The organism is Sneathiella marina, from assembly GCF_023746535.1.
Taxonomy (GTDB): Bacteria; Pseudomonadota; Alphaproteobacteria; order Sneathiellales; family Sneathiellaceae; genus Sneathiella; species Sneathiella marina.
Genome location: NZ_CP098747.1, coordinates 3,647,178 through 3,669,484, shown reverse-complemented (window position 1 = coordinate 3,669,484; position 22,307 = coordinate 3,647,178). Strand labels below are relative to the sequence as shown.

Sequence of the window (22,307 nt, the reverse complement as noted above, 5' to 3'; positions counted from 1 at the left end):
GTAAAACGAATTTTTCACGGAACAGGTACAATAATGCTATCGGCAACCTCGGAACGGTGATTGAGCATTTTAAATGCTTGCGGTTTACGACAACCCGTAGACAATCAGTGCCTGCAGGCCCAGATATATAGCGAGGGCGATCAGGAATAAATTCAGGGTCCGGTCGGCAGCCTTGCCCATTTCCTTGAATTTTTTGGCAAATAATATTCTTGCGATAAACAGAACAATAAACGCAACGGAAAGTATCTTCAGGATCATTCTGTTATGGACCCTTCGGGCTGGCTATAAGATGTTTCGGCAAGAGCCGGACTATCGATCATGGCAATATCGTTACCACCGTTGGATTTCACATGATACATCTGGTCATCGGCATACTCGACCAGTGCTTGCCAGTCATTCGCTTTGGAAGACTGCATCTCGGCAATACCGTAACTGGCGGTTAAGAAACTGCCGTCCGGACGCTCCCCCAACCCGATGTTACGTAACCGGCGAACCGTTTTGAGGGCACCGGCTGCATTGGTGTTGGGCAGAAGGATGACAAACTCCTCACCGCCCCAGCGGATAAGAACATCAGATCCGCGGCCATTCTTCGCAATATGCTCTGCCGCGGAACGCAGGACCCGGTCCCCTGATTCGTGACCATATCTGTCGTTGATAGCCTTGAAATTATCAAGATCCACAAAGACAACGGACAAGAACGCCTTTTCCCGCTGGGCAATTCGATATTGGACGTCGATTATTTCTTCGCCGCTATTACGGCTGTAGCATTGCGTCAGGGTATCTATGGACGCCTGATCAACGAGGGAGGCCATATAGAGCAATTGACTGATCGCTGAGAAACCGCAGAGCACGCCGGCCGCAACAAGCGATAACAGAATACCCAGCCGCTGATGAGGATCACTTTGCTCCGGTAAAATGATCAGGATCAACATCTCGACAATGTAGAACATAACGAGTGTTAAAAAGGCTTCCTTGACGGTGAAGGGGAAAATACCGATACAGACGACAATAAGAAACGGAAACAGGACATAGCCCGCCGAGGGAACACCGGCAATCGCGGAAATATCCTGCAGATCCAATAAAGGCTGGTACATGGCCTGAAAGGTGAGAAGGATGGCGAAAAAAATACCGACGGCCCGATAGGCATCGCGCAATGTTTCGCCATTTCCGATACCGAAGAAGAGGGCCAGAAACAATAGCGCGATGAGAGCTCGGCTCAACCCCAGAATTAGCAGCGTATCTCCCGAAAAGGCGAGCAGATCCAATGTAAAACCAAAGGGAAATGCAACAAAGCATAAAAGAGAAAGCAGCCGGATGCGGGAGACAATAACCCGGGCGCGCCGCCGTTTCAGGAGCGGTGAATGTGACGTTCCATAAACCAGGCGATCCAGCTCAGAGGTGGGTGACGACGTACCTGAGTTGTCAGATATTATGCTTTTTACAAAACGAAACAAGATTGCCGTCCCCCCGTCAGGCGCTTCGCGAATTATGTTATTATAAACATAGCAAGAATAGTCAGCGAACGGCAGAGATTTCGTGCATTATCGATCCACAAATTACATTTAGCCGGAACGATCCCGGTTTAGAAAGCGTTCCATCATGGTTTTTGGCTCCGCTGTATCATAGGAATGGGCAAAGGTTTCGATGCCGATTTGTATGCCGCTTGCCAGAGGATTGTTTTCCCAGTCATTACAGAGCTGTTTTTGCAAGCTGATGGCTTGTCGGCCTCCCGCAAGAATTTCGTCGATGACAGTTTGAATTTCTTCGTCCAGGGTGGTTTCTTCTGCCAGGCGCTGGACGAATCCGGCGACACGGGCATCCGCAGCTGACAACATTCTGCCGGTCATGACAAGATCACGGGCCAGTCCTGCGCCCAGTATGCGCGGCAGCAGGGCAGCGTCGATTACGGAAGGGATGCCGACCCTGACCTCGGGCATGGCGAACGCAGCATGCTGACAGGCAACAACCATGTCGCAGACCGCCGCTATTTCCATACCGGCCCCAAGAGCGAGGCCGTTTACGCGGGCAATAACCGGGGCGTGAAGATACCTGATTTTGTGACAGACATGGTGCAGATTGGTGATAAAGGTTCGGGCCGATTCCGTATTCAGCGTCGACATTTCCTTAATATCGGCGCCGCCAATGAATACCTTGTCACCTGCTCCCGTTAATATAACAAGGGCGATGTCCGGGTTTGAATGGAGCTCACTCAAGGATCTGTTCAAATCACCAATCGCGGCTGAATTAAGGGTGTTTGCCTTGCGCTGATTGTCGATTGTGATCAGTGCAATGGCGCCATCGGGCGTATCCTCAATCGTCGTATTAATCAAATTCACCATTGTTTTCTCCGATATTATTATTAGTTTTACATCTGTGGGTCAGATCATCTATAGCCAGTCGTGACAAATTTTTTAATCCCGGTCACGCAAAACAGAGAACTTAGATATGTTTATTCAAACAAAGCCCGGCGAAACTGCAACAGAACTGGAATTTTTCCCCGGCAAGCCCGTGTTTGGAAACGGGCCCCTGGAAATTGACCGGGAAACAGCGGAGAAAGTGTCTCCGCTCGGGCAAAAATTATATTCTGTTGACGGTGTCTCGCAGGTGGTTTTGAAAGCTGAAAGCATACTGGTTTCAAAATTGCCCGATGCGGACTGGGCATCCTTGCGAACGGAAATTTTTGCCGCGATCGTCACTCATTTTGAAACGGGAGAGCCGGCGATGCGAGAAGCAGACACCGCAGCCGGTGAGTTTGATGCGGAAATAATAGAGCAGGTGAAGGATCTCCTGGCGACGCGCATTGTGCCGGCAGTGACGCAATCGGGTGGAGATGTTGCTTTTCATAGTTACAAAAACGGAAACCTGTACCTGAAAATGCAAGGGTCGGCCTTTTCAATGCTGACCGGCATTCAGAATATGTTGCGCCATTATGTGCCGGAAATCCAGGCGGTTCTCGATCATCGCGAAGCGCTGCCACGCCCCGGCCTGGACAGCCCCGACGGCATCGCCATCAGAAACCTGCTTGAAGAAAGCATCAACCCGTCGATTGCGGCCCATGGCGGCCGGATATCACTTGTCGATCTAAAGGAAAATATAGCCTATGTCCGGCTGGACGGAGGGTGTCAGGGTTGCGGAATGGCGGATGTCACCTTGAAGCAGGGCGTTGCTGTCGAGATCCAGAAACTGGTGCCCCGGGTCACGCAAGTGATGGATATTACGGAGCATGCCGAAGGCAATAATCCCTATTACCAACCTGGATAACAGCGGGACCGAGGGTCTGTGCTTCCTTTTCCTGCGCCGATATCAAGACGCAATATGTGAGTCTGCGTTACGTTAATTTAAGTGGTATATCTTGACGCTGTCGGCTCGTCCCCTGAGATTATGATCACCGATTTCCGAGGCCATGATTTCTTTTCCGGCGGCGATGTATGTTGCGTCCGTAATCAGGGTGAAAACGGTTTCCGACGTGTCTTTTGAAACGGTTTTTCCCAGCTGCTCCATACGCTGGGCAATATTGACTGTATCGCCAACCACCGTGTAATTCATCCGGCCTTTTGAGCCAATATTACCGACCACCAATTGCCCGGTATGGATGCCGATACGCATGGTAACCGGTTCAAGACCGGCTTCTGCTCTCTCTTCATTGTCAGCAATAATAGCTTTGCGGATCTCTGTCGCAGCGCGGCAGGCACGCGCCGCATGATCGTCCTGATGTTCGGGTGCTCCCCAGAACGCCATGACCGCGTCCCCAATGAATTTATCTATGGTGCCGCCTTCGGCCTCAATGCAGGAGGTGACAATCTTGAAATGATGGTTGAGGAAATTTGCAACCTCTTCGGAATTCATGTTTTCCGCTTGCGGCGTGAAGCCGACAATATCCGTGAACATGACGGTTACGGCCCGCTGTTCGGATCTGGCCTCACCGGTTTCCATTAATTTGCGGACGAGGGATTTCGGCACATATGTCTCGAACCAGATCAATCCACGTATCATGGTGTTATAGGCATCGCTCGCTTCATTTACTTCCTTGAAGCGACTGCCCGCTAAAGTACCGACATTTTCAAACTCCAGATTGGAGATTTTTTGAGAAGCTGACGAAAGCGCCCGAATGGGACGGGCAATTTTCCGCCCCATGAAGAAAGCCACGATTGCACTCAGGATCATAATGACCAGTCCGACGAGCCCGGCAAGCGCCAAACGTTTGATTTCCTCGCCGGCATCCTCATCGCGAAGCCAGTAACCGACAATCAGGTCCCTGTCTGAATAACCTTCCAGATTGCTGTAAAAGAACAGGTATCCATTATTTAATATTTCAAGATGATGTGCCTGATAGCCTACCTGATTATTAATCAGGGATAGGGGGTCCTTTTCAGGAGACCAGATATGTTTCAAAATTGGATCTTCAATTTCATCCAAAGTCGGGACCGCACCGTCTTTGGAAATGTGAATCTGGCTTCGGTTTCCATCTTGCTGTAACAACACATTGTTTCGGCCATAGAGGACGAACCGGGTTCCGCCTTTTGCAACCTCGACAGCCTGTAGTTTCTTGTTTACGGCGGAAACCGGAATTGTCGCAAAAAGTGCACCGATAAATTCACCGTCCTTAATAACAGGCTGCCGGAAATTCATAACTGTATCATCAAGTTGCGGTACGTAGAATAAAGCTCCCCATTCGCCGGTTTGCTTTTTCGAGATATCTTCAAACATTTTCTTGCCAACGGGATCGCCCGAGGCGTTCAGATTGATAATCTGGCGGGCTTCGCGGCTGGCAGCCGTAACTTCAAAATTAGGTGAAATAAATGTCAATGACGCAATTTGCGGGGTGCCAGCAAGAGCTCCTAACAAGAACTCGGAAAGTTCCTCGTTGTTCTGGACATCTATATCGCCTGCATAGATGAGGTCGGCAATAAATCTGGCTTGTTCTTCGGCTGGGTCCAGCAAATCCGTCAAGTCCCCCCGCGCCGCATCCATGGCCGAGTTTGCTTTGTCGATCAGCAGGTCCCGCGTATTGGCAAACCCTGATATCAGGCCGATCCCTAAAACGATTAAAACGGCAATAACAACAAGCGAGCCGAAACTTAAGGCGAGTGCCGTCGCGATCGGAATTGAAGGGAAAAATTTACGAGATGACACGGAAATGCTTGTTCTCCTTGAGCTTTCTGCCTTCAGATAGCATGTGCAACCAGAGTTTACAAAGATTTATCGATCTATTGGAAAAAAAGCCATTGGGCGATATACTATGATGATGAACTCACTTGTTGCGTTTGAGGTCGTTTTGACGGCCAGTTGTATGATTTCACTTTACCTTGCCCGGCAGGCATTTTTCCCGGTGAGCCTTTTCTGGGCGTTTGGATCGGCCACCTTTGGCATAGCGGCCGCTTTGGGCGCCTTTAAGTTTGCAGGCTTTGTAGAGGTTGAATCCTATCACACGACCGCTAAATATTTTGCCGGCTCCGTTGGATTAATTTGTTTTGCCCTTGGCGCTATCGGCGGTTTGTTTGCCAATTTATTTATTCGGTTTTGGTGGTGGATCATACTTGGCTTGGTGATTGCCTTGACGATAGCCCTTCTCTTGGGCCAATGGCGGATCACGCCGGATGTACAAAAGATTGTTGTCGGTGTCGTCTTTTTGGTAGGACTGGTTCGTCTGATATCCTCAGGTGTTTTAGCCCTGTACCTGATTATAGGTTCAGCCTGTCTGGTTCTGTCTGGGGTTGCCGTTAAATGGATTGCTCTGAACACCGGCTTGGATGCGACAAATATCTACCATATTCTGTTGTCATTTGCTGTTGTGTCCTTTGGCGTTTCCGCGTCACGAGATGAGGGCGAGTAAGTCTCCTCGATCTGTTCGGTTCAATTGCAACTCTTCAAATTTTTGCTATAACCTAACCTTCTGAAATCACGCGGTAGGTGGCTGGACCTATTGCGGTATGGGGGTCGGCTAATATGGTAGAGAATGTTTCTGCAAATTCTGAAAAGGATTTGTTTGTCGTTTTCGGCGGCAAGGTGACGGACACAAGAGGAAAAGACTTTACGGATACGGATAATCTTGATGTTCGTGGGTTTTACCAGAATTATGAAGACGCGCTGGCTTCCTGGCGGGCGGCAAGTCATTTGAAGGTTGATGATGCCTTTACGAAATATGTCATCGTTCGTTTGTGGTAATCGCGTTTCTTTGCTGATCGCCAGAATTTAGTAATTATACGCTAAAGTGATTTTGCATATTATGCTGACGTCACGTATTGTTTGAATTCAATCAAATAAAGAAAAGGGTCCACAGTGCGTAATTTTTATGAAGCAGGCCGTTCCGTAACCTATGGTGTCAATGGTGCGGTCGCAACGTCAAGCACCCATGCGTCGCAAGTCGCGTTAACAATTTTAAAGTCGGGTGGAAATGCCATGGATGCCGCCATCGCCGCTTGCGCCGTGCAATGTGTGGTCGATCCGATGCAAACAGGCATTGGTGGCGATTGTTTTGCGCTGGTTTCCATGGGCGGGAGCAGTGAGATTGCCGGATTGAATGGATCGGGAAAAGCGCCCGGCGCCCTGACTGCCGACTTTCTGATGGGGCAGGGCTTTACGGAAATGGATCAAAACAGCCCCCATTCAATAACTGTTCCCGGTGCCATTGACGCCTGGACGCGCCTTCATGAGAAGTTCGGCAGTATGGCATTTTCCGACATACTCCAGCCTGCCATCGATTTTGCTGAAAACGGTTTTGTCGTTACGCAAAGAACATCTATTGATTGGGAACTTGGCGTTCCAAAGCTTCTTAAGAACCAGGCTGCAAGTGATATTTACCTGAAAAATGGCAAGGCACCGGCAGCGGGAACAATTTGGAAATTACCAAAACTTGCTGCAACGCTAAGGGTGATCGCCAGCAAGGGGCGCTCGGCTTTTTATGACGGCGACATTGCGGAGAAAATGGTCGCGAGCCTGAAGGCGGCGGGTGGCGTTCATGAGGAACAGGATTTCTCCTCGGTTTCCGCTGATTTCGTTGGGTCCATTACCTCAGAGTATCAAGGGAATACAATCCATCAAATCCCGCCCAGTGGTCAGGGAATTACGACCTTGATTATGATGAATATACTTAAGAAATATGATTTGTCCGGCCTGGATCCAAATGGAGCGCAGCGCCTCCATATAGAGGCTGAGGCGGCGCGTCTGGCGTATTTGGCACGGGATAAATTTGTTGCGGATCCAACAAAAGCGGATGTGCCCCTGGATATGCTGCTTTCCGATGAATTTGCGGAGCAGCTAAATTCGCATATTGACGTCGGTAAAGCCGGTGATCCCACAGGCGCCTATGCCTTGGAACGGCATCGCGATACGATTTACGCTTCCGTCGTTGATGGAAACGGGAATGCTGTCTCGTTTATCAACTCTCTGTATATGGGATTTGGCTCCGGAATAGCTTGCCCCGATACCGGTGTAATTTTCCAGAACCGCGGGTTTGGGTTTGTTGTGGACCCGGATCATCTCAATTGTGTGGCTCCGGGAAAACGCCCTCTTCATACAATTATTCCCGGAATGGTAACGCGGGGAGATCAGGCCACCATATGTTACGGCGTCATGGGAGGTGGATACCAGCCTGTGGGGCATTCCCATGTCCTGACAAATATTTGGGATTTCGGGATGGATCCGCAGGAGGCGATCGATAGTCCGCGGGCCTTTTACAATGCCGGTGTTCTGGAGGTTGAAGAGGGGATACCCGCAAGCGTTCGACAAGAATTATCGGATATGGGCTATCAATTACAGGACACGGCCATGCCCCTCGGTGGCGGGCAGATAATTATGGTAAATCCAGAAACCGGTGTGTTGTCTGCCGGGTCGGAATCCCGCAAAGACGGTTGCGCATTGGCGTATTAACCGTCTTCGCGTAAATTCAGATCTTTATTCTGCGATTGACTTGCCGGCTGAGCCCAGTTCCTGGCAGGCTTGCGCAACGCGTTCTGCCATGGAAACCTCACATGCACGCAGCCAGGCACGTGGATCATAATGTTTCTTGAACGGCGTGCCATCATCCGGATCAATCTGATATTTGAAGGCCTTGGAATGCTCTTCCACATAGGGGCCGGCAGCCTTTGAAAATGCGAACTGCGTATCTGTGTCGACATTCATCTTGAACACCCCGTAACTGACGGCTTCGCGGATTTCGTCCGGACTGGATCCAGAGCCTCCGTGGAAAACGAAATCCAGCGGCTTTGGATCGGTGCCATATGTTTCCTGCACATGAACTTGTGACTTGTCGAGTATTTCAGGGCGCAACTGGACATTTCCGGGTTTATAGACACCGTGAACATTGCCAAAAGCGGCAGCAACGGAGAAATGGCCGATGGGTGACAGACGCTGATAGGCCTGAAGAACTTCAGAGGGCTGGGTGTAAAGCTTGTTGTTGTCTACCAGATCAACATCTGTGCCGACACCATCCTCTTCTCCGCCTGTAACCCCCAGTTCTATTTCCAGGCTCATATCGATTTTTGCCAGCCGTTTGAGGATTCTCTCGCAATCATCCAGATTGTCTTCGACGGTTTCTTCGGAAAGATCCAGCATATGGGAGGAAAATAAGGGGCGGCCGGTCGCGGCAAATTCTTCTTCACTGGCTTCAATCATACCTTCAACCCACGGTATCAGACCCTTATTGGCATGATCCGTATGCAAGACTACGCAAATGCCATACTCCTTGGCGACGGTATGGACGTGCCGGGCGGCGGATATTGCACCGATAACCCGTGCCCGGTTTGTGTCTTTAATTCCCTTGCCCGCAAAGAACTGTGCACCGCCGTTCGACAGCTGAACAATTAAATCGGAATTGCTGTTGGCAGCCCCTTCCATCGCGGCATTTACTGTATTGGTGCCGGTTATGTTTATGGCCGGCAAGGCATAGCCCTGGGCTTTACAATTGCGAACGAGAGCAAGGTAATCTTTTCCCGTGACGACACCTGCTTTTAATTTTGCGGTTTCCTGTTGCACAACTTCTTCCTTTTTGACTTCATCTATTTTGATCTGAGACGGTAACTTGATCGATAATGATTTACATATCTTTTACATCCGCTCGGGTACGTCAATCCCCAGCATATGTAGAACCAGCTCGATTTGACGCAATGCAATGGCGCATAACCTGAGGCGTGACGCACGAATATCAATGTCTTTCTCTCCAAGCACATGGCAATCGTGATAAAAGGCATTAAATTCCTGCGTCAGATTATATACATGATCGCAGAGAATATTAGGGGCATTTTTCTCCGTCGCGGCGGTGACTGTTTCTTGCAGACCCGCGATCGCCAACATCAGGTTTCGCTCGGCATCAGCGGTTGCGATTAGGCGGCCATCGGAAAATTCTTGTTCGGCAGCGCGCCGCAGCATGGATTTAATACGGACCGCAGCATACATCTGATACGGTCCTGTACGCCCTTCAAATTTTGTAAAACGCTCGAGATCGAACACATAATTCGACATGCGCTGATTTGACAAGTCTGCATATTTGATGGCCGCCAGCCCGACTTTTCTTGAAATATCGTCCAGTTCCGCCTCGTCAAATCGCTCCGACATGCCTGCTTCGAGAATAACCTTCCGGGCTTCCCCTATGGCATCGTCGATTAAGGAGCGCAGCCGGACAACCCCGCCATCCCTGGTTTTGAGCGGCTTGCCATCTTTACCATTTACAGTGCCAAAACCGATATGCTCCAGATGACAGCCGGGCCGGACGCTTTTACATTTGATGGCGGCGCGAAACACCTGTTCAAAATGAAGGCTCTGGCGGGCATCGACAACGTACAGGATACTATCCGGATCCCGTTCCTGAACACGTTGTTCAATGGTTGCCAGATCGGTTGTCCCATACATCACGGCACCATCTGATTTTTGCAAAATCAACGGCGGCATTTCCTTTTTGTCCGTCTCTTCCTTCACGGGCACAACAACCGCGCCATCGGAAAGCTCGGAATACCCCTCGGCCTCCAGGCGCTTAAGCATTACCGGAATATGATCGTTGGTATCCGCTTCCCCTTTCCATTCCGTAAAAAAAGCACCCAGAAGATCGAAATCCTCTTTGGTCTCGGCGATGGAAATATCCCTCATATGTTGCCAAAGGGCGCGATACCCGGCCCGGCCCTTTTGCAACTCGAATGTTGCTTCGCGGGCGCTTTCAAGAAAGGCCGGATCTGATTTACTGCGCGCCGAGGCCGCGGGATAAAGAATTTGAAGGGCTTCAACTGATACCGGGGACTGTTCCGGGTAGGGGCCGGAAAAATCACTGTCGAAATAGATTAGGTCGGGCTCCCCCTTTTCAATCTCCTTGATCAGCAGCCCCATGGGCAAGCCCCAGTCCCCAAAATGAACGTCGCTGACGATGTCATTTCCCAAAAAATCATGTAACCGCCGCAGGCTCTCTCCAATGATGGTCGCTCGTAAATGCCCGACATGCATTGCCTTTGCGACATTTGGGCCGCCAAAATCGATGATTACTTTGCGCGATTCCCTGTCCTGGCGGCACCCAAAATATGGATCTTCCGCAAGTTCCGCGAGATGCCCGGTTAGGAAATCATCGTTTAACCGCATATTGATAAAGCCGGGACCCGCAAGGGACAACTCGCTGAAAAGCCCTGTTTGGTCAAGCTGACCAACAATTTGATCCGCAATTTCCCGAGGGTTTCTTTTGGCCTGCTTGGCAGCACCAAGAGCGCCATTACATTGGAACTGCCCCAATTCGCGCCGCTGCGAAACAACGACTTTTCCAAAGGCGGGATCCAGGTCAAGAGCCTTGAAAGCTTCACCGGCAAGGGCGCTGAGTTGCGTAAGGAGAGATGTCGTCACTGTCGTGTCAGCCTTTTTTTGGTTCGCTACTTGTATATATGCGGATGCACATCCATTTACGCAGCATATGCTGCGGCTCTATCTAATGGAAAAAAGGATGACGGCCAAGAGGTTTGGGAGTTTTAGGGCGAAAAATTGATTTTTGGGCATGGATTTAATCAATTAATTCAAAAAAAATCAGGGACCTCTTGACTCTTTTATGTGCATTGCCTACATCCGTAGGGAATTTTGTTAGCACTCGATCATTATGAGTGCTAATGCAGTTGTAAACCCATTTATTATTCGAAACTTAGGGAGAAACTTGATGACATTTCGTCCGTTGCACGATCGAGTATTGATCAAACGCATTGAAGCTGAAGAGAAAACAGCTGGCGGTATTATTCTTGTAGACAGTGCTCAGGAAAAACCATCACAAGGCGAAGTCCTTGCGACTGGTAATGGTTCTATCTCAGAAGACGGAACTGTGCGTCCGCTTGACGTTGGTGTCGGCGACACAGTTGTTTTCGGCAAATGGTCCGGAACTGAAATCAAGGTCGATGGCGAAGACGTCTTGATCATGAAAGAATCAGATATCATGGGCGTAATGGCCTAACCAAACGAATTAATTGAGGATTTAAAAACATGGCAAAAGAAGTCAAGTTCAATACAGACGCCCGCAATCGTATGCTGAAAGGCGTCAATATTCTGGCTGATGCTGTAAAAGTTACGCTCGGTCCAAAAGGCCGCAATGTTGTAATCGACAAATCTTTCGGCGCACCGCGCATCACAAAAGATGGTGTAACTGTTGCCAAGGAAATCGAACTCGAAGACAAGTTTGAAAATATGGGCGCGCAGATGGTTCGCGAAGTTGCGTCTAAAACCAACGATGTTGCCGGTGACGGAACAACGACAGCGACAGTGCTTGCACAGTCAATCGTTCAGGAAGGCCTGAAAGCTGTTGCTGCTTCCATGAACCCAATGGACCTTAAGCGTGGTATCGACCTCGCCGTTGGTACAGCGATCCAAAGCATTCAATCTTCTGCGAAGCCAGTTGCTGGCCAGGAAGAAATTTCTCAGGTCGGTACAATCTCTGCAAATGGTGAAGCTGAAATCGGCAGCATCATTTCCGAAGCCATGCAGCGCGTCGGCAACGAAGGCGTTATCACGGTTGAAGAAGCTAAAGGACTTGATACAGAGCTTGATGTTGTTGAAGGCATGCAGTTCGATCGTGGTTACCTGTCTCCTTACTTCGTGACAAATGCAGAGAAAATGGTTGCCGAAATGGACAGCCCATACATTCTGCTACACGAAAAGAAACTGACCAACCTGCAGCCAATGCTGCCATTGCTCGAAGCTGTTGTTCAAGCTGGTAAGCCTTTGTTGATCATTGCTGAAGACATTGAAGGTGAAGCTCTTGCAACTCTGGTTGTCAACAAGCTCCGTGGTGGTCTTAAGATTGCTGCTGTTAAAGCGCCTGGTTTCGGTGATCGTCGTAAAGCAATGCTTGAAGACATCGCGATCCTGACCGGCGGCCAGATGATTTCTGAAGAAATCGGCATCAAACTGGAGAATGTTGGCCTCGATATGCTTGGAACGGCGAAATCCGTTACAATCACGAAAGAAGAAACAACAATCGTCGATGGTTCCGGTGAAAAAGCCGATATCGAAGGTCGTTGCAACCAGATCCGCGCGCAGTCTGAAGAAACCACTTCCGACTATGACCGGGAAAAACTGCAGGAACGTCTTGCCAAACTTGCTGGCGGTGTTGCTGTCATCAAAGTTGGCGGTGCAACTGAAGTAGAAGTGAAAGAACGCAAAGACCGTGTTGATGATGCGTTGCATGCAACACGTGCTGCTGTTGAAGAAGGTATCGTTGCCGGTGGTGGTGTTGCTCTGCTTTATGCATCTCGCGCTCTGGAAGGTCTTGAAGGCGAAAATGATGACCAGAATGTTGGTATCAATATCGTCAAGCGGGCTCTTCAGGCTCCTTGCCGTCAGATCGCAGAAAATGCGGGTTCCGACGGCGCGGTTGTTGTTGGTAAATTGCTTGAACAGGACAGCATGACTTTCGGCTTTAATGCACAGTCTGGTGAATATACAGAACTGACAGCTGACGGTGTTGTTGATCCGGCCAAGGTTGTACGGGCTGCATTGGAAGATGCGGCTTCAGTAGCCAGCTTGCTGATCACAACAGAAGCCATGATCGCAGACACACCCGCCAAAGATGGCGGTGGGGCGCCTGCAATGCCTGATATGGGCGGCATGGGCGGCGGCATGGGTGGTATGGGCTTCTAAGCCAACCCATCCTTTAAAGCCAAAGAATTGGGCCATCCTTCGGGATGGCCCTTTTTTGTACAGCCAGTTAGGTATGTTCGAAAATCTGCAGGAAATTATTGGCCGGCATGGAAATGGCTTGCATATGCACGAGGCCATTTTTTTCAGCCTCCGCAATAACGTTTCGTTGGTCTCGAATACCGTAGTCAGCATTGTCTGCCCGTAGCCACTCATCAAATTGTTCATTTGTTGGCGCTGTATGTTTGCCATCAATTTTAAAAGGTCCGTAGATGAACAGGCGTCCCCCTTTTTGTAAAATACGCCCGGCCCCGGCCATGAGGCCCTCACAGACACACCAAGGTGAAATATGGATCATGTTGACGTTAAAAATAGCCGTTATGGGCATGGCTGTGTAACCATCGGCCTCTATCGGCCAAATGGTGGCGGTTGCGTCGAGTTTAAGTGGTGGGAGCAAATTACCGGACGGTGAATGCGCAATCCAGTCGATAACGCTGTTAAGCTGGGTAGTGTCGTAGTTTGTTGCCTGCCAATTGAGGTTTGGAAAATGAGGGGCGAAATGAACAGCATGCTCTCCCGATCCGCTGGCAACTTCCAGAACTGTTCCGGATTCGGGTAGATGGTCTTTTAAAATACCAAGAATGGGATCACGGTTGCGGGCGGCCGAAGCGGAATATTGCCGTCTATCCATCAGTTTGATTTATCCTTGCCGGGTCTCTTATGCTTCTTATGCTTGCGAAATCCTTCGTTGAAAAACATTGCACGCTGATCTGCAGGTAAGGCGTTGGCGAATTCAAGCAACGAGACCTTAAGCATTTCTTCGATTTGCAGGCGCTTGGCAAGCATATCACCATAAGCAAGATTTATGGCGTCTTCGTCCAGTTTCTCAGCACCAAGCAATTGTGCGAGCTGCCGGCGGGATTGCCCATACTCCTTGAAATAAGGGCGCAATATTTCGCGCCGGGCTTTCCATATTTTCCGAACATTTTCCTGAGGATCTTTTTCTAGTATGGACATTGCCGCGCGATGGTTAAACAGAGGCCCTCCTGCGCGCGCTTGACCGGCACCATGGCCGAACCATTGCACGGCGATAAAACTACCGACGATGACGTTAACAACCAGCGAGACAATAAGAGCAATTGAAAGAATTTTTGGCCTAGATATTGCCATTGTCATACTCCAGATCAAACAATGTGTCATTGAAGGCGGGTTCGTCTATGGATGAATTACTAGATCCATTGAGTAGATTAGGACTGGCTACTCCCAGCATTACGCCGACGAAAGCAGCCATTGCCAAACCAGATGCCGGTTGCCAGATGGCGCCAAAAGGCCAAAGGGTTTGCAAAATGGAACCCTGGTTTAAATTTTGCGCGTCGGACAACACACGCGAGAGCAATGCAGATGGCGCTTGCAGTGCTGGGCCGCTAGAACGCAACGCGGTATCAAATTTTTCTTCCTGGCGAAGTAAGCTCCGGGCGACATCTGAGTTTTGCAGTAAATTTTCCATCAGGGCATGGTCTTCAACAGGCCAGTTGCGCTTCTCCGCGCCATAGCTTTCCACTACAGATTTAAAATGATTAAGGTCTGCAGACTGTTTTTCTTTCATCACATTTCTCCGTCTCTTAGCCTGCGAGCGGGCAGTAACAAATCTTTCAATTTCCGTCTGCCTCTTGCCAGTAACGATTCCACGGCATCAACCGATAAACCCATTATTTCCGCAGCTTCTATATTTCCACATTCTTCAAAATATACCAGTGAAATAGCGATTCTCTGCCGCGGTGGGAGTTTTTGCAGGGCATCCGTGACTTTGTCACCGATTTGCCGCTGCTCCATTATCTCCACCACTCCCAATGCCGGGTCTTCAATGTCTGGCACCTCTTCATCGCTAAATCTATTTTGTTTTCGCAAATGGTCTACACACAAATTGTGAGTAACCCGATGTAGCCAGGTGCGTATCTGCGCTTTTGCCTGCCAGTCCGGAGCTTGCTTCCAGAGCTTTAAAAACGCCTCCTGAGCCATATCTTCAGCCAAGCTTGTATCCCCTAAAATGCGGACAGCCAGCCGATAAGATCCGTCCAGATAGGTATTTGCTATCTCGCGACAGGCCTTTTGATCACCATCAGCAACCGCCCGCATGAGAGCAGCATCTTTTTTAATCTCGTTCAGATTCTGCATCTTCACCTAACAGGCTGATCGGAAAATTCCGGAATTGTCCTTCACAACTGGACATTATACGTAACAATGCCCCGAAATCCGTCGAAATTTCGGGGCAAATTTTCAAACTTGGAAAAAGGTTGCTGTCAGGATTTAGGCTGAGGCCTTAGATGGCTCTTCGTCTATTTTTATCTCAGGTTTTTTAACAGACTCTTTTTCGACATCGGCAAGAAGATTGGGTTGTTCCTTTCCAACCTTTTTCAGGGATCCGCCAATTTCGCCGCCTGGCTCAATCTCAATTTCACCATAACTAATGTTTCCGGTAACATGTCCGGTTTTACGAATGACAAGCCGCTTGCGGGCCTTCATTGTACCGTCGAACTTGCCGGATATATCGGCGGTATCAATATCCACAGTTCCTATAAACACACCGCTTTTACTGATCTCGATTTCCTTACTATCCATCGAGGCTTCTACTTTTCCTTCGACGATTAGGCGGTCACATGCTGTGATTTCGCCTTTCAAATGGATATCGGCACCAACATGCAATCGGCTTCCTTGCTTTTTTTCCTCAGGAGCTTGTCCATAGACGGGCGTTTTCGGACGGAGCGCGTTGTCGACGCCATAGGTTCTGCCACCTGCATTATTTGCCATCGGTTTTACTCTGCTTTCGATCGGGTTTTCTTTTGGAAGGGAAGCCTCAGCTTCAGTATCGGGGGTATCGGTCAATTTTGTTTTCTTCTGAAACATGCCAAGCGTCCTATGTTGGGTAAATTTGGTAAGCTAGTTTGGACATAGAATAATGGCCGACATGCGGATTTTATTTGTCAAAAATGAGGCATTCGATCCAAAATTTGCTTTTCAGGTGCTTCACTTTATAATTGATCCTTGAATACTTTATTTTTTTCTCATCGGTAGTACAGATGAATACTCGCAAAGCCATCGGAATGGCTATCCTCATCCTCCTTTTAGTGATTTACAGTCTTGTCTGCATGCTGATTGCAGTAAATTTTTTGCCGGACAGTAAAATAGCGGAACTTATCTATTACCCAATCGTTGGTGTTATTTGGATATTCCCGGCGATGAAAATCGTTAAATGGATGCAGCCACCGGAAACCCAATGAAAAAGCCGGATCGAGAGGGGGATCGATCCGGCTAAAATTGCTTTTCATTGGGAGAGGGGGACTGTCCCAAGGATCAGCAAAGGTCTTGCGTCTGTACTAATCTATACATCTTATGTGGTGTCATATTCCTTAATGTCCAGTGATCTTCATCACTCTTTTTCATCACCATTATGTTACCCCTGTCCAAATTAGCGCCAAACTAAATAAATCTAACCAATTTCAATTGGTTAGATCGTAATCTACCGACCCGCAAAAGGGGTTTCCGACAAGGGATACGGACAAATTTATATGGAAGCACATAACCGTTCGGTTGCCAGGACCAGACGGGTGATGTCGTCGGGCTCGGATAACCGATGGTCTCCATTCTTGACCAGGGATACGGTGACATCGTCGCTTTCCAGGGCTTCCTGTATCTGCAAAGCCGTTTTCCAGGGAACACTATCATCTTTCATTCCCTGAAGCAGATGAACCGGGCAGGTTATGTCTATTTGCCCGTTCATCACGAAATTACGCGGGCCATCATCGATCAGTTTCTTGGTAATGATATAGGGTTCGTCGGAATATTCTGATGGTTGTTCCCAAGAACCTTTCGATAAAATGTCAGATTTACCGTCTTCGGGCATATCGTCCCACATACGGGTCGTAAAATCAGGCGCTGCGGCGATACCAATAAAACCGGCAATGCGATCCGGCCGCAGCAATGCCATGCGAAGACCGATCCAGCCGCCCATGGAGGAACCGACGATGATTTGCGGACCTGCCGTACATTCATCCAAAATTGCGAGGGCGTCATCGGTCCAGCGACTTATGGAGCCATCTGTGAAATGGCCGGTAGACTGACCATGCCCCAGATAGTCAAACCGGGTAAATCCCCTACCAAGGCCTGTCATCGCGTTTTCAAGGGCGACGGCTTTTGTTCCCTCCATATCGGACATAAAGCCGGAGCAAAACAGAACGCCCGGCGTCTCTCCGGCGCTATGGTGGAAGGCAAGGGATTGACCATCTGGCCTGGACAGCATACTTGGTGTATTTGAATTCGTCATTTTGAATTATAGAAGCCATTTATGAATAAGATTGAATCCCAACATAACACTCCATCCACCGATGATGAAAGACATGTTCGGACCGTCCTGCAAATTCTTCCGAGCCTAAACGGGGGAGGTGTCGAACGTGGGGCTATTGAAATAGCGGCGGCGCTGAAAAATGAAGGCTGGATCCCCATCGTTGTTTCAAGTGGCGGCATAATGGAACACGAATTGACCAGAATGGGTGTGCGGCATATCACTTTGCCCGTCGCCTCCAAGAACCCGGTGGTCATGCGGCGGAATGTGACACGCTTGCGGGATATCATCAAGCAGCACAATGTGGATATTGTTCATGCCCGGAGCCGGGCACCTGCCTGGAGCGCCATGAAGGCCGCAAGGAAAGAAAGCTGCCATTTTGTAACAACCTTTCATGCAGCATATACGCGCGGCGGATTTCTCAAAAACTATTATAACTCGGTCATGGCAAAGGGCGAAAAAGTGATCGCTATTTCGGATTTTATTGCCCGCCATATCCGGGAGAATTATGAGGTTGCTGAGAGCCAGGTTGTGACAATCCCCCGGGGTGTTGATTGTCGCAAATTTAACCCGGCTGCCATCAGTGCCGAGCGCATTATCAAAATGGCCAGCGACTGGCAATTGCCAGATGGCGTTCCGGTCATCATGTTACCCGGCCGTTTGACGCGCCTGAAAGGGCACACGGCCTTTATCGAAGCGCTGGCAAAATTAGAGAATGACAATTTTCTGGCATTAATGGTTGGCAGCACTGATGGCCGAGAAGCCTATTGCGAAGAGCTCAGCGATCTCGTCAGATCGAGGAATCTGGAAGGCAAGGTGCAGATTAAAGGACATTGTGACGATATGGCGGTTGCCCTCATGCTTTCCGATGTCGTTGTGTCTGCGACAACCGTCCCCGAAGGGTTCGGGCGTGTCGCCGTGGAAGCCCAGGCCATGGGGCGCCCGGTCGTGGCGACGGCGCATGGTGGATCCATGGAAACCATTCTGGATGGCGAGACCGGTTGGCTAATTCCGGTTGACGATTCCGACGCCATCGCAGCGGCGTTGACCGCGGCCATCAACATGACGTCGGAACAACGCGAAGCAGTGGCAACGCTATCCCGCCAACATGTAATGGAAAAATTCGATATCGAGACCATGTGTTCGGCAACATTGAAAGTATATTCAGATCTGTTGTCCCGCTAATATGCCGGCAAAGGGGAGGGGTCAGGTAAATTAAAACCTTAAAAAGGGTGCTTGCGCGGCTCTTTAACTTGACATGCCATGCCAGATTTCTACAGTCCCCCACGTAAAACCAAGATTCAGGGCAGGGTGTTGCTCGGAACCACATACAGAATTGGCGGTAAAAAGTGAACAACGGTAAACTCAATATATCCCTCCCCGATGGCAGTGTACGATCATTTGAGGGCCCTATTTCAGGGGAAGAATTGGCGCTTGATATTGGCCCGGGATTGGCCAAGGCAGCCCTGGCATTGCGGATTGATGGCGAGGTCAAAGACCTCAAAACTACATTGGACACCGATACAACCGTCGAAATTGTAACCATTCGTGAAGAGGGCGATGATGTTCTTGAGCTTCTGCGCCATGACGCGGCCCATGTTCTTGCAGAAGCGGCCAAGGAGTTATATCCGGAAACTCAGGTAACCATTGGGCCGGCAATCGACAATGGTTTCTATTACGATTTTGCCCGGGATGAGCCTTTTACACCAGCTGATCTTGAAAAAATTGAAAAGCGAATGCATGAGATCGTTGATCGTGACGAACAGATTGTCCGTGAAGAGTGGGAACGCGATGCCGCCGTTGATTTTTTTAAAAGCATTGGCGAGGACTACAAAGCGGAAATCATTGCTGGCATTCCGGCCGATCAACCCATTGGCATTTACCGTCAAGGCGAATTTCAGGATTTGTGTCGCGGCCCGCATTTGCCCTCCACCAAAAAACTTGGCCATGCCTTCAAACTGATGAAGCTTGCTGGCGCCTATTGGCGTGGTGATTCCAACAATGAGATGCTGCAGAGGGTTTACGGAACGGCCTGGCGCAATGAAAAGGAACTGAAAGCCTATCTTCACCGCCTGGAAGAAGCGGAACGCCGTGATCATCGCAAACTGGGCAAGGAAATGGACTTATTCCATCTTCAGGAAGAGGCCGTTGGGATGGTCTTTTGGCACGAAAAGGGCTGGACCCTATACCGCACATTGGAGAACTACATCCGAAATAAGCTGGAACAGGCGGCCTATAAGGAAGTTAAAACCCCGCAGCTGGTGGATCGCAAACTGTGGGAAGCGTCCGGTCATTGGGAGAAATTCCGCGATGCCATGTACACCACGGAATCAGAAGACAGAACATTTGCCCTGAAGCCAATGAACTGTCCGTGCCATGTGCAGATTTTCAATCAGGGGATCACCAGTTATCGTGATCTGCCGCTTCGCATGGCCGAGTTCGGCTCTTGTCATCGATATGAACCCTCCGGCGCGTTACACGGGATCATGCGGGTGCGTGGGTTTACCCAGGATGATGCCCATATTTTCTGTACAGAAGACCAGATTACCTCAGAGACAGAAATTTTTTGCGCGTTACTGCTCGATATCTATAAGGATTTTGGATTTACAGACGTGACAGTCAAATTCTCCGATCGCCCCGAAGTGCGCGCTGGGGAAGACGAGATTTGGGACAAATCCGAGGGTTCCTTACGGGATGCGATCGATGCAACAGGTCTCAGCTATTCCATGAACCCGGGCGAGGGGGCATTTTACGGACCAAAACTGGAATTTGTATTGACCGACGCGATTGGCCGCGATTGGCAATGCGGAACCTTGCAGGTTGACTTTGTCTTGCCGGAACGACTGGGGGCATCCTACATTGGCGAAGACGGTGCAAAGCATCGCCCTGTCATGTTGCATCGGGCGATCTTTGGATCCATGGAACGGTTTATCGGTATTCTGATCGAGGAATATGCCGGGCGATTCCCACTTTGGCTGTCGCCGGTTCAGGTTGTTGTCGCGACCATCACTGACGAAGCGGACAGTTATGCCGAGGAGGTTCTTGCTGCACTGAAAGCGAAAGGCTTGCGGGCGACCCTTGATCTTCGAAATGAGAAGATCAATTACAAAGTACGCGAGCATAGTCTTGCCAAGGTGCCGGCCATGTTTGTCGCCGGTAAACGAGAAGCAGAGGAGAAAACGATTTCTGTGCGCCGTCTTGGTGAAAAGCATCAAAAGGTGCTGGATCTGGACGAGGCAATTGCACAGCTTGTGGAAGAGGCGCAAGTACCGGGAAGTTAATTTTGTACTCAAAAAAAGAAGCGGTGGAAATAAATCGTTAAAAAATATAGAATATATCAGCATTCCGCCTTATACGGACGGGATAACGATGATTAATGATTAAAGGAGAAAGTAGATAGCTCGCCCACAAAGAAATACGGTTCCGACAAAAAGCGGACCACGCACGAACGAAGACATCCAGGCTTCCAGCGTTCGATTGATAAATGATGATGGTGATAACATTGGATTGGTGATCATTGAGGCAGCCATGGGGCTGGCGGATGAAGCCGGGCTTGATCTCGTGGAGGTTTCCCCGGGAGAATCACCCGTTTGCAAACTCATGGATTATGGCCGTGCGCGCTTTGAAGCACAGAAAAAGGCATCAAAAGCTCGAAAGAAGCAGAAAACATTCGAGATCAAAGAAATCAAGATGCGGCCAAACATTGATCAGCATGACTATGATGTCAAAATGCGGGCTGTCAGCAAGTTTTTGGGAACAGGCGACAAAGTGAAAGTGACCATGCGATTCCGTGGGCGAGAAATGGCGCATCAGGAACTGGGCATGAAACTCCTTCACAAAGTGCGTGACGAGACGGAAGAAGTGGCAAAAGTCGAACAGCATCCGAAAATGGAAGGCCGGCAAATGACCATGGTGATTGCGCCCATAAAGTAAGTAGCTGAATTTCTGAAAACCTGCGGCTCCTTGGGGGAATTCGCAGGTTTTTTTGTGGATATTTATCCCTGTTCTCACCACATGTACTGCGTGGGTTTGAGAATTTATTGATCCGCGAAGACATGATCATTGTCATCCAGGGGACGGGAATGAAAAAAAGCAGTTAGAGGGCTTGTATTTGAACCGTCCCGCGGTTATAACCCTCGCTTCGTCGAGCATTCCGGCCAATTGGTGCTGCCGAGTTTGCTCTTTCGCTTCAACTTGTGATTTACAGGAAGCCTTAAAATGCCCAAGCTAAAAACGAAGAGCGGCGTGAAAAAGCGTTTCTCTCTTACCGCCAACGGTAAGGTACGTGCAAACCAGGCTGGAAAACAGCATGGAATGATCAAGCGGACCAACAAACAGATTCGTAATCTTCGGGGAACCACAATTCTCGCCGATCAGGATGCACGGATCGTCAAAAAGTTTTTACCGTACGGTTAAGGAGAGAAAACCATGGCACGTGTCAAACGGGGCGTCACCACGCATGCCCGTCATAGAAAAGTTATCAAGGCAGCCAAAGGTTATTATGGCCGCCGTAAAAATACCTTCCGCGTAGCAATCCAGGCCGTCGAAAAAGCCGGCCAATATGCCTATCGCGATCGGCGCACAAAAAAGCGGAACTTCCGTGCGCTGTGGATCCAACGTATCAATGCGGCTTCACGTGAGCTTGGCATGACTTACGGAAACTTTATGCACGGCCTCAAGCTGGCCGGCATTGAAGTAGACCGCAAGGTTCTTGCTGATATCGCCGTACGTGAGCCTGAGGCCTTCAAGGCATTGGTAGACGCTGCAAGCCAAGCATCTAACAAAGCCTGATACACCGGGCCCTCGAAAACCTAGACTTTTTCGTAGACCACTTTATTAAAAGGGGGCCCTTCTAGTGGCCCCCTTTTTATTTGCGAGTAGT

24 protein-coding genes are annotated in these 22,307 nt (G+C 49.5%); 12 read left to right on the top strand and 12 right to left on the bottom strand.

Annotation, left to right across the window (positions count from 1 at the left end):
• Positions 1–84: 84 nt before the first annotated feature.
• The 3 genes from NBZ79_RS17675 to NBZ79_RS17665 all read right to left on the bottom strand — a co-directional run bounded on the left by NBZ79_RS17675 (position 85) and on the right by NBZ79_RS17665 (position 2,339).
• A complete protein-coding gene (locus NBZ79_RS17675; RefSeq protein WP_251933966.1) occupies positions 85–258 on the bottom strand; it encodes a hypothetical protein in 174 nt (57 codons plus the stop codon).
• Positions 255–1,454 (bottom strand): GGDEF domain-containing protein, encoded by a 1,200-nt coding sequence (locus NBZ79_RS17670; RefSeq protein WP_251933964.1) that lies wholly within the window; start codon positions 1,452–1,454, stop codon positions 255–257. Before NBZ79_RS17670 ends, NBZ79_RS17675 begins: the two co-directional genes overlap by 4 nt.
• Positions 1,455–1,562: 108 nt before the next feature.
• The gene (locus NBZ79_RS17665; RefSeq protein ID WP_251933962.1) at positions 1,563–2,339 is read right to left on the bottom strand and encodes an enoyl-CoA hydratase-related protein; all 777 of its coding nucleotides are present in this window, start codon (positions 2,337–2,339) and stop codon (positions 1,563–1,565) included.
• A gap of 106 nt (positions 2,340–2,445) precedes the next feature.
• On the opposite strand from NBZ79_RS17665, the gene NBZ79_RS17660 reads away from it, so the two are divergent.
• Positions 2,446–3,261, top strand: a complete 816-nt coding sequence (locus tag NBZ79_RS17660; protein WP_251933960.1) for a NifU family protein — start codon at positions 2,446–2,448, stop codon at positions 3,259–3,261.
• Between the two features lie 72 nt (positions 3,262–3,333).
• Here the strand turns inward: NBZ79_RS17660 and NBZ79_RS17655 are convergent, their stop codons facing one another.
• Complete coding sequence (locus NBZ79_RS17655) at positions 3,334–5,133, bottom strand: adenylate/guanylate cyclase domain-containing protein (RefSeq protein WP_251933958.1); 1,800 nt, start codon at positions 5,131–5,133, stop codon at positions 3,334–3,336.
• A 106-nt stretch (positions 5,134–5,239) separates the two neighbouring features.
• Between NBZ79_RS17655 and NBZ79_RS17650 the strand changes: the two genes are divergently transcribed.
• The 3 genes from NBZ79_RS17650 (at position 5,240) to ggt (ending at position 7,869) form a co-directional block, all read left to right on the top strand.
• Entirely contained in the window at positions 5,240–5,833 is a 594-nt protein-coding gene (locus NBZ79_RS17650) for a hypothetical protein (protein WP_251933957.1), read from the top strand.
• A 113-nt stretch (positions 5,834–5,946) separates the two neighbouring features.
• On the top strand, positions 5,947–6,165 hold the full coding sequence (locus NBZ79_RS17645; protein ID WP_251933955.1) for a DUF4170 domain-containing protein: 219 nt from the start codon (positions 5,947–5,949) through the stop codon (positions 6,163–6,165).
• A 114-nt stretch (positions 6,166–6,279) separates the two neighbouring features.
• On the top strand, positions 6,280–7,869 hold the full coding sequence (ggt, locus tag NBZ79_RS17640) for a gamma-glutamyltransferase (RefSeq protein ID WP_251933954.1): 1,590 nt from the start codon (positions 6,280–6,282) through the stop codon (positions 7,867–7,869).
• A 24-nt stretch (positions 7,870–7,893) separates the two neighbouring features.
• Here ggt and fbaA read toward each other — a convergent pair whose 3' ends face one another.
• Positions 7,894–8,973, bottom strand: coding sequence for a class II fructose-bisphosphate aldolase (fbaA, locus tag NBZ79_RS17635; RefSeq protein ID WP_251933952.1), 1,080 nt, complete (start codon positions 8,971–8,973; stop codon positions 7,894–7,896).
• 72 nt (positions 8,974–9,045) lie between these two features.
• Positions 9,046–10,815, bottom strand: coding sequence for an arginine--tRNA ligase (argS, locus tag NBZ79_RS17630; protein WP_251933950.1), 1,770 nt, complete (start codon positions 10,813–10,815; stop codon positions 9,046–9,048).
• Between the two features lie 304 nt (positions 10,816–11,119).
• Here argS and NBZ79_RS17625 point away from each other — a divergent pair, with 304 nt between their 5' ends.
• Both NBZ79_RS17625 and groL read left to right on the top strand, forming a co-directional pair.
• Positions 11,120–11,407 carry a co-chaperone GroES gene (locus tag NBZ79_RS17625; RefSeq protein WP_251933948.1) on the top strand — a complete coding sequence of 96 codons (288 nt, stop codon included), beginning with the start codon at positions 11,120–11,122 and terminating at the stop codon, positions 11,405–11,407.
• 29 nt (positions 11,408–11,436) lie between these two features.
• Entirely contained in the window at positions 11,437–13,089 is a 1,653-nt protein-coding gene (gene groL / locus NBZ79_RS17620) for a chaperonin GroEL (RefSeq protein ID WP_251933947.1), read from the top strand.
• A gap of 67 nt (positions 13,090–13,156) precedes the next feature.
• Here groL and NBZ79_RS17615 read toward each other — a convergent pair whose 3' ends face one another.
• The 5 genes from NBZ79_RS17615 to NBZ79_RS17595 all read right to left on the bottom strand — a co-directional run bounded on the left by NBZ79_RS17615 (position 13,157) and on the right by NBZ79_RS17595 (position 15,969).
• Positions 13,157–13,777 carry a DUF938 domain-containing protein gene (locus NBZ79_RS17615; protein WP_251933946.1) on the bottom strand — a complete coding sequence of 207 codons (621 nt, stop codon included), beginning with the start codon at positions 13,775–13,777 and terminating at the stop codon, positions 13,157–13,159.
• Positions 13,777–14,256 (bottom strand): periplasmic heavy metal sensor, encoded by a 480-nt coding sequence (locus tag NBZ79_RS17610; RefSeq protein WP_251933944.1) that lies wholly within the window; start codon positions 14,254–14,256, stop codon positions 13,777–13,779. Before NBZ79_RS17610 ends, NBZ79_RS17615 begins: the two co-directional genes overlap by 1 nt.
• Positions 14,243–14,692 (bottom strand): hypothetical protein, encoded by a 450-nt coding sequence (locus NBZ79_RS17605; RefSeq protein ID WP_251933943.1) that lies wholly within the window; start codon positions 14,690–14,692, stop codon positions 14,243–14,245. The genes NBZ79_RS17610 and NBZ79_RS17605 overlap by 14 nt, the downstream gene beginning before the upstream one ends.
• Positions 14,692–15,261, bottom strand: coding sequence for an RNA polymerase sigma factor (locus tag NBZ79_RS17600; protein WP_251933942.1), 570 nt, complete (start codon positions 15,259–15,261; stop codon positions 14,692–14,694). Before NBZ79_RS17600 ends, NBZ79_RS17605 begins: the two co-directional genes overlap by 1 nt.
• 132 nt (positions 15,262–15,393) lie before the next feature.
• Entirely contained in the window at positions 15,394–15,969 is a 576-nt protein-coding gene (locus NBZ79_RS17595; protein ID WP_251933941.1) for a bactofilin family protein, read from the bottom strand.
• Positions 15,970–16,163: 194 nt separating this feature from the next.
• Between NBZ79_RS17595 and NBZ79_RS17590 the strand changes: the two genes are divergently transcribed.
• Positions 16,164–16,364 (top strand): DUF2842 domain-containing protein, encoded by a 201-nt coding sequence (locus NBZ79_RS17590; RefSeq protein ID WP_251933939.1) that lies wholly within the window; start codon positions 16,164–16,166, stop codon positions 16,362–16,364.
• Positions 16,365–16,648: 284 nt separating this feature from the next.
• On the opposite strand, the gene NBZ79_RS17585 is transcribed toward NBZ79_RS17590, so the two are convergent.
• Positions 16,649–17,407: an alpha/beta fold hydrolase gene (locus NBZ79_RS17585; RefSeq protein WP_251933937.1), complete on the bottom strand. Its 759-nt coding sequence runs from the start codon at positions 17,405–17,407 to the stop codon at positions 16,649–16,651.
• A 21-nt stretch (positions 17,408–17,428) separates the two neighbouring features.
• Here NBZ79_RS17585 and NBZ79_RS17580 point away from each other — a divergent pair, with 21 nt between their 5' ends.
• From NBZ79_RS17580 to rplT, 5 genes are all read left to right on the top strand, one after another.
• The gene (locus tag NBZ79_RS17580; protein ID WP_251933935.1) at positions 17,429–18,610 is read left to right on the top strand and encodes a glycosyltransferase family 4 protein; all 1,182 of its coding nucleotides are present in this window, start codon (positions 17,429–17,431) and stop codon (positions 18,608–18,610) included.
• Positions 18,611–18,774: 164 nt separating this feature from the next.
• Positions 18,775–20,706: a threonine--tRNA ligase gene (gene thrS, locus NBZ79_RS17575; protein WP_251933933.1), complete on the top strand. Its 1,932-nt coding sequence runs from the start codon at positions 18,775–18,777 to the stop codon at positions 20,704–20,706.
• A gap of 115 nt (positions 20,707–20,821) precedes the next feature.
• The gene (infC, locus tag NBZ79_RS17570; protein ID WP_256470352.1) at positions 20,822–21,358 is read left to right on the top strand and encodes a translation initiation factor IF-3; all 537 of its coding nucleotides are present in this window, start codon (positions 20,822–20,824) and stop codon (positions 21,356–21,358) included.
• A gap of 285 nt (positions 21,359–21,643) precedes the next feature.
• Positions 21,644–21,841 (top strand): 50S ribosomal protein L35, encoded by a 198-nt coding sequence (rpmI, locus tag NBZ79_RS17565; protein ID WP_251933929.1) that lies wholly within the window; start codon positions 21,644–21,646, stop codon positions 21,839–21,841.
• A gap of 12 nt (positions 21,842–21,853) precedes the next feature.
• Positions 21,854–22,216 (top strand): 50S ribosomal protein L20, encoded by a 363-nt coding sequence (rplT, locus tag NBZ79_RS17560; protein WP_251933927.1) that lies wholly within the window; start codon positions 21,854–21,856, stop codon positions 22,214–22,216.
• Positions 22,217–22,307 lie beyond the last annotated feature (91 nt).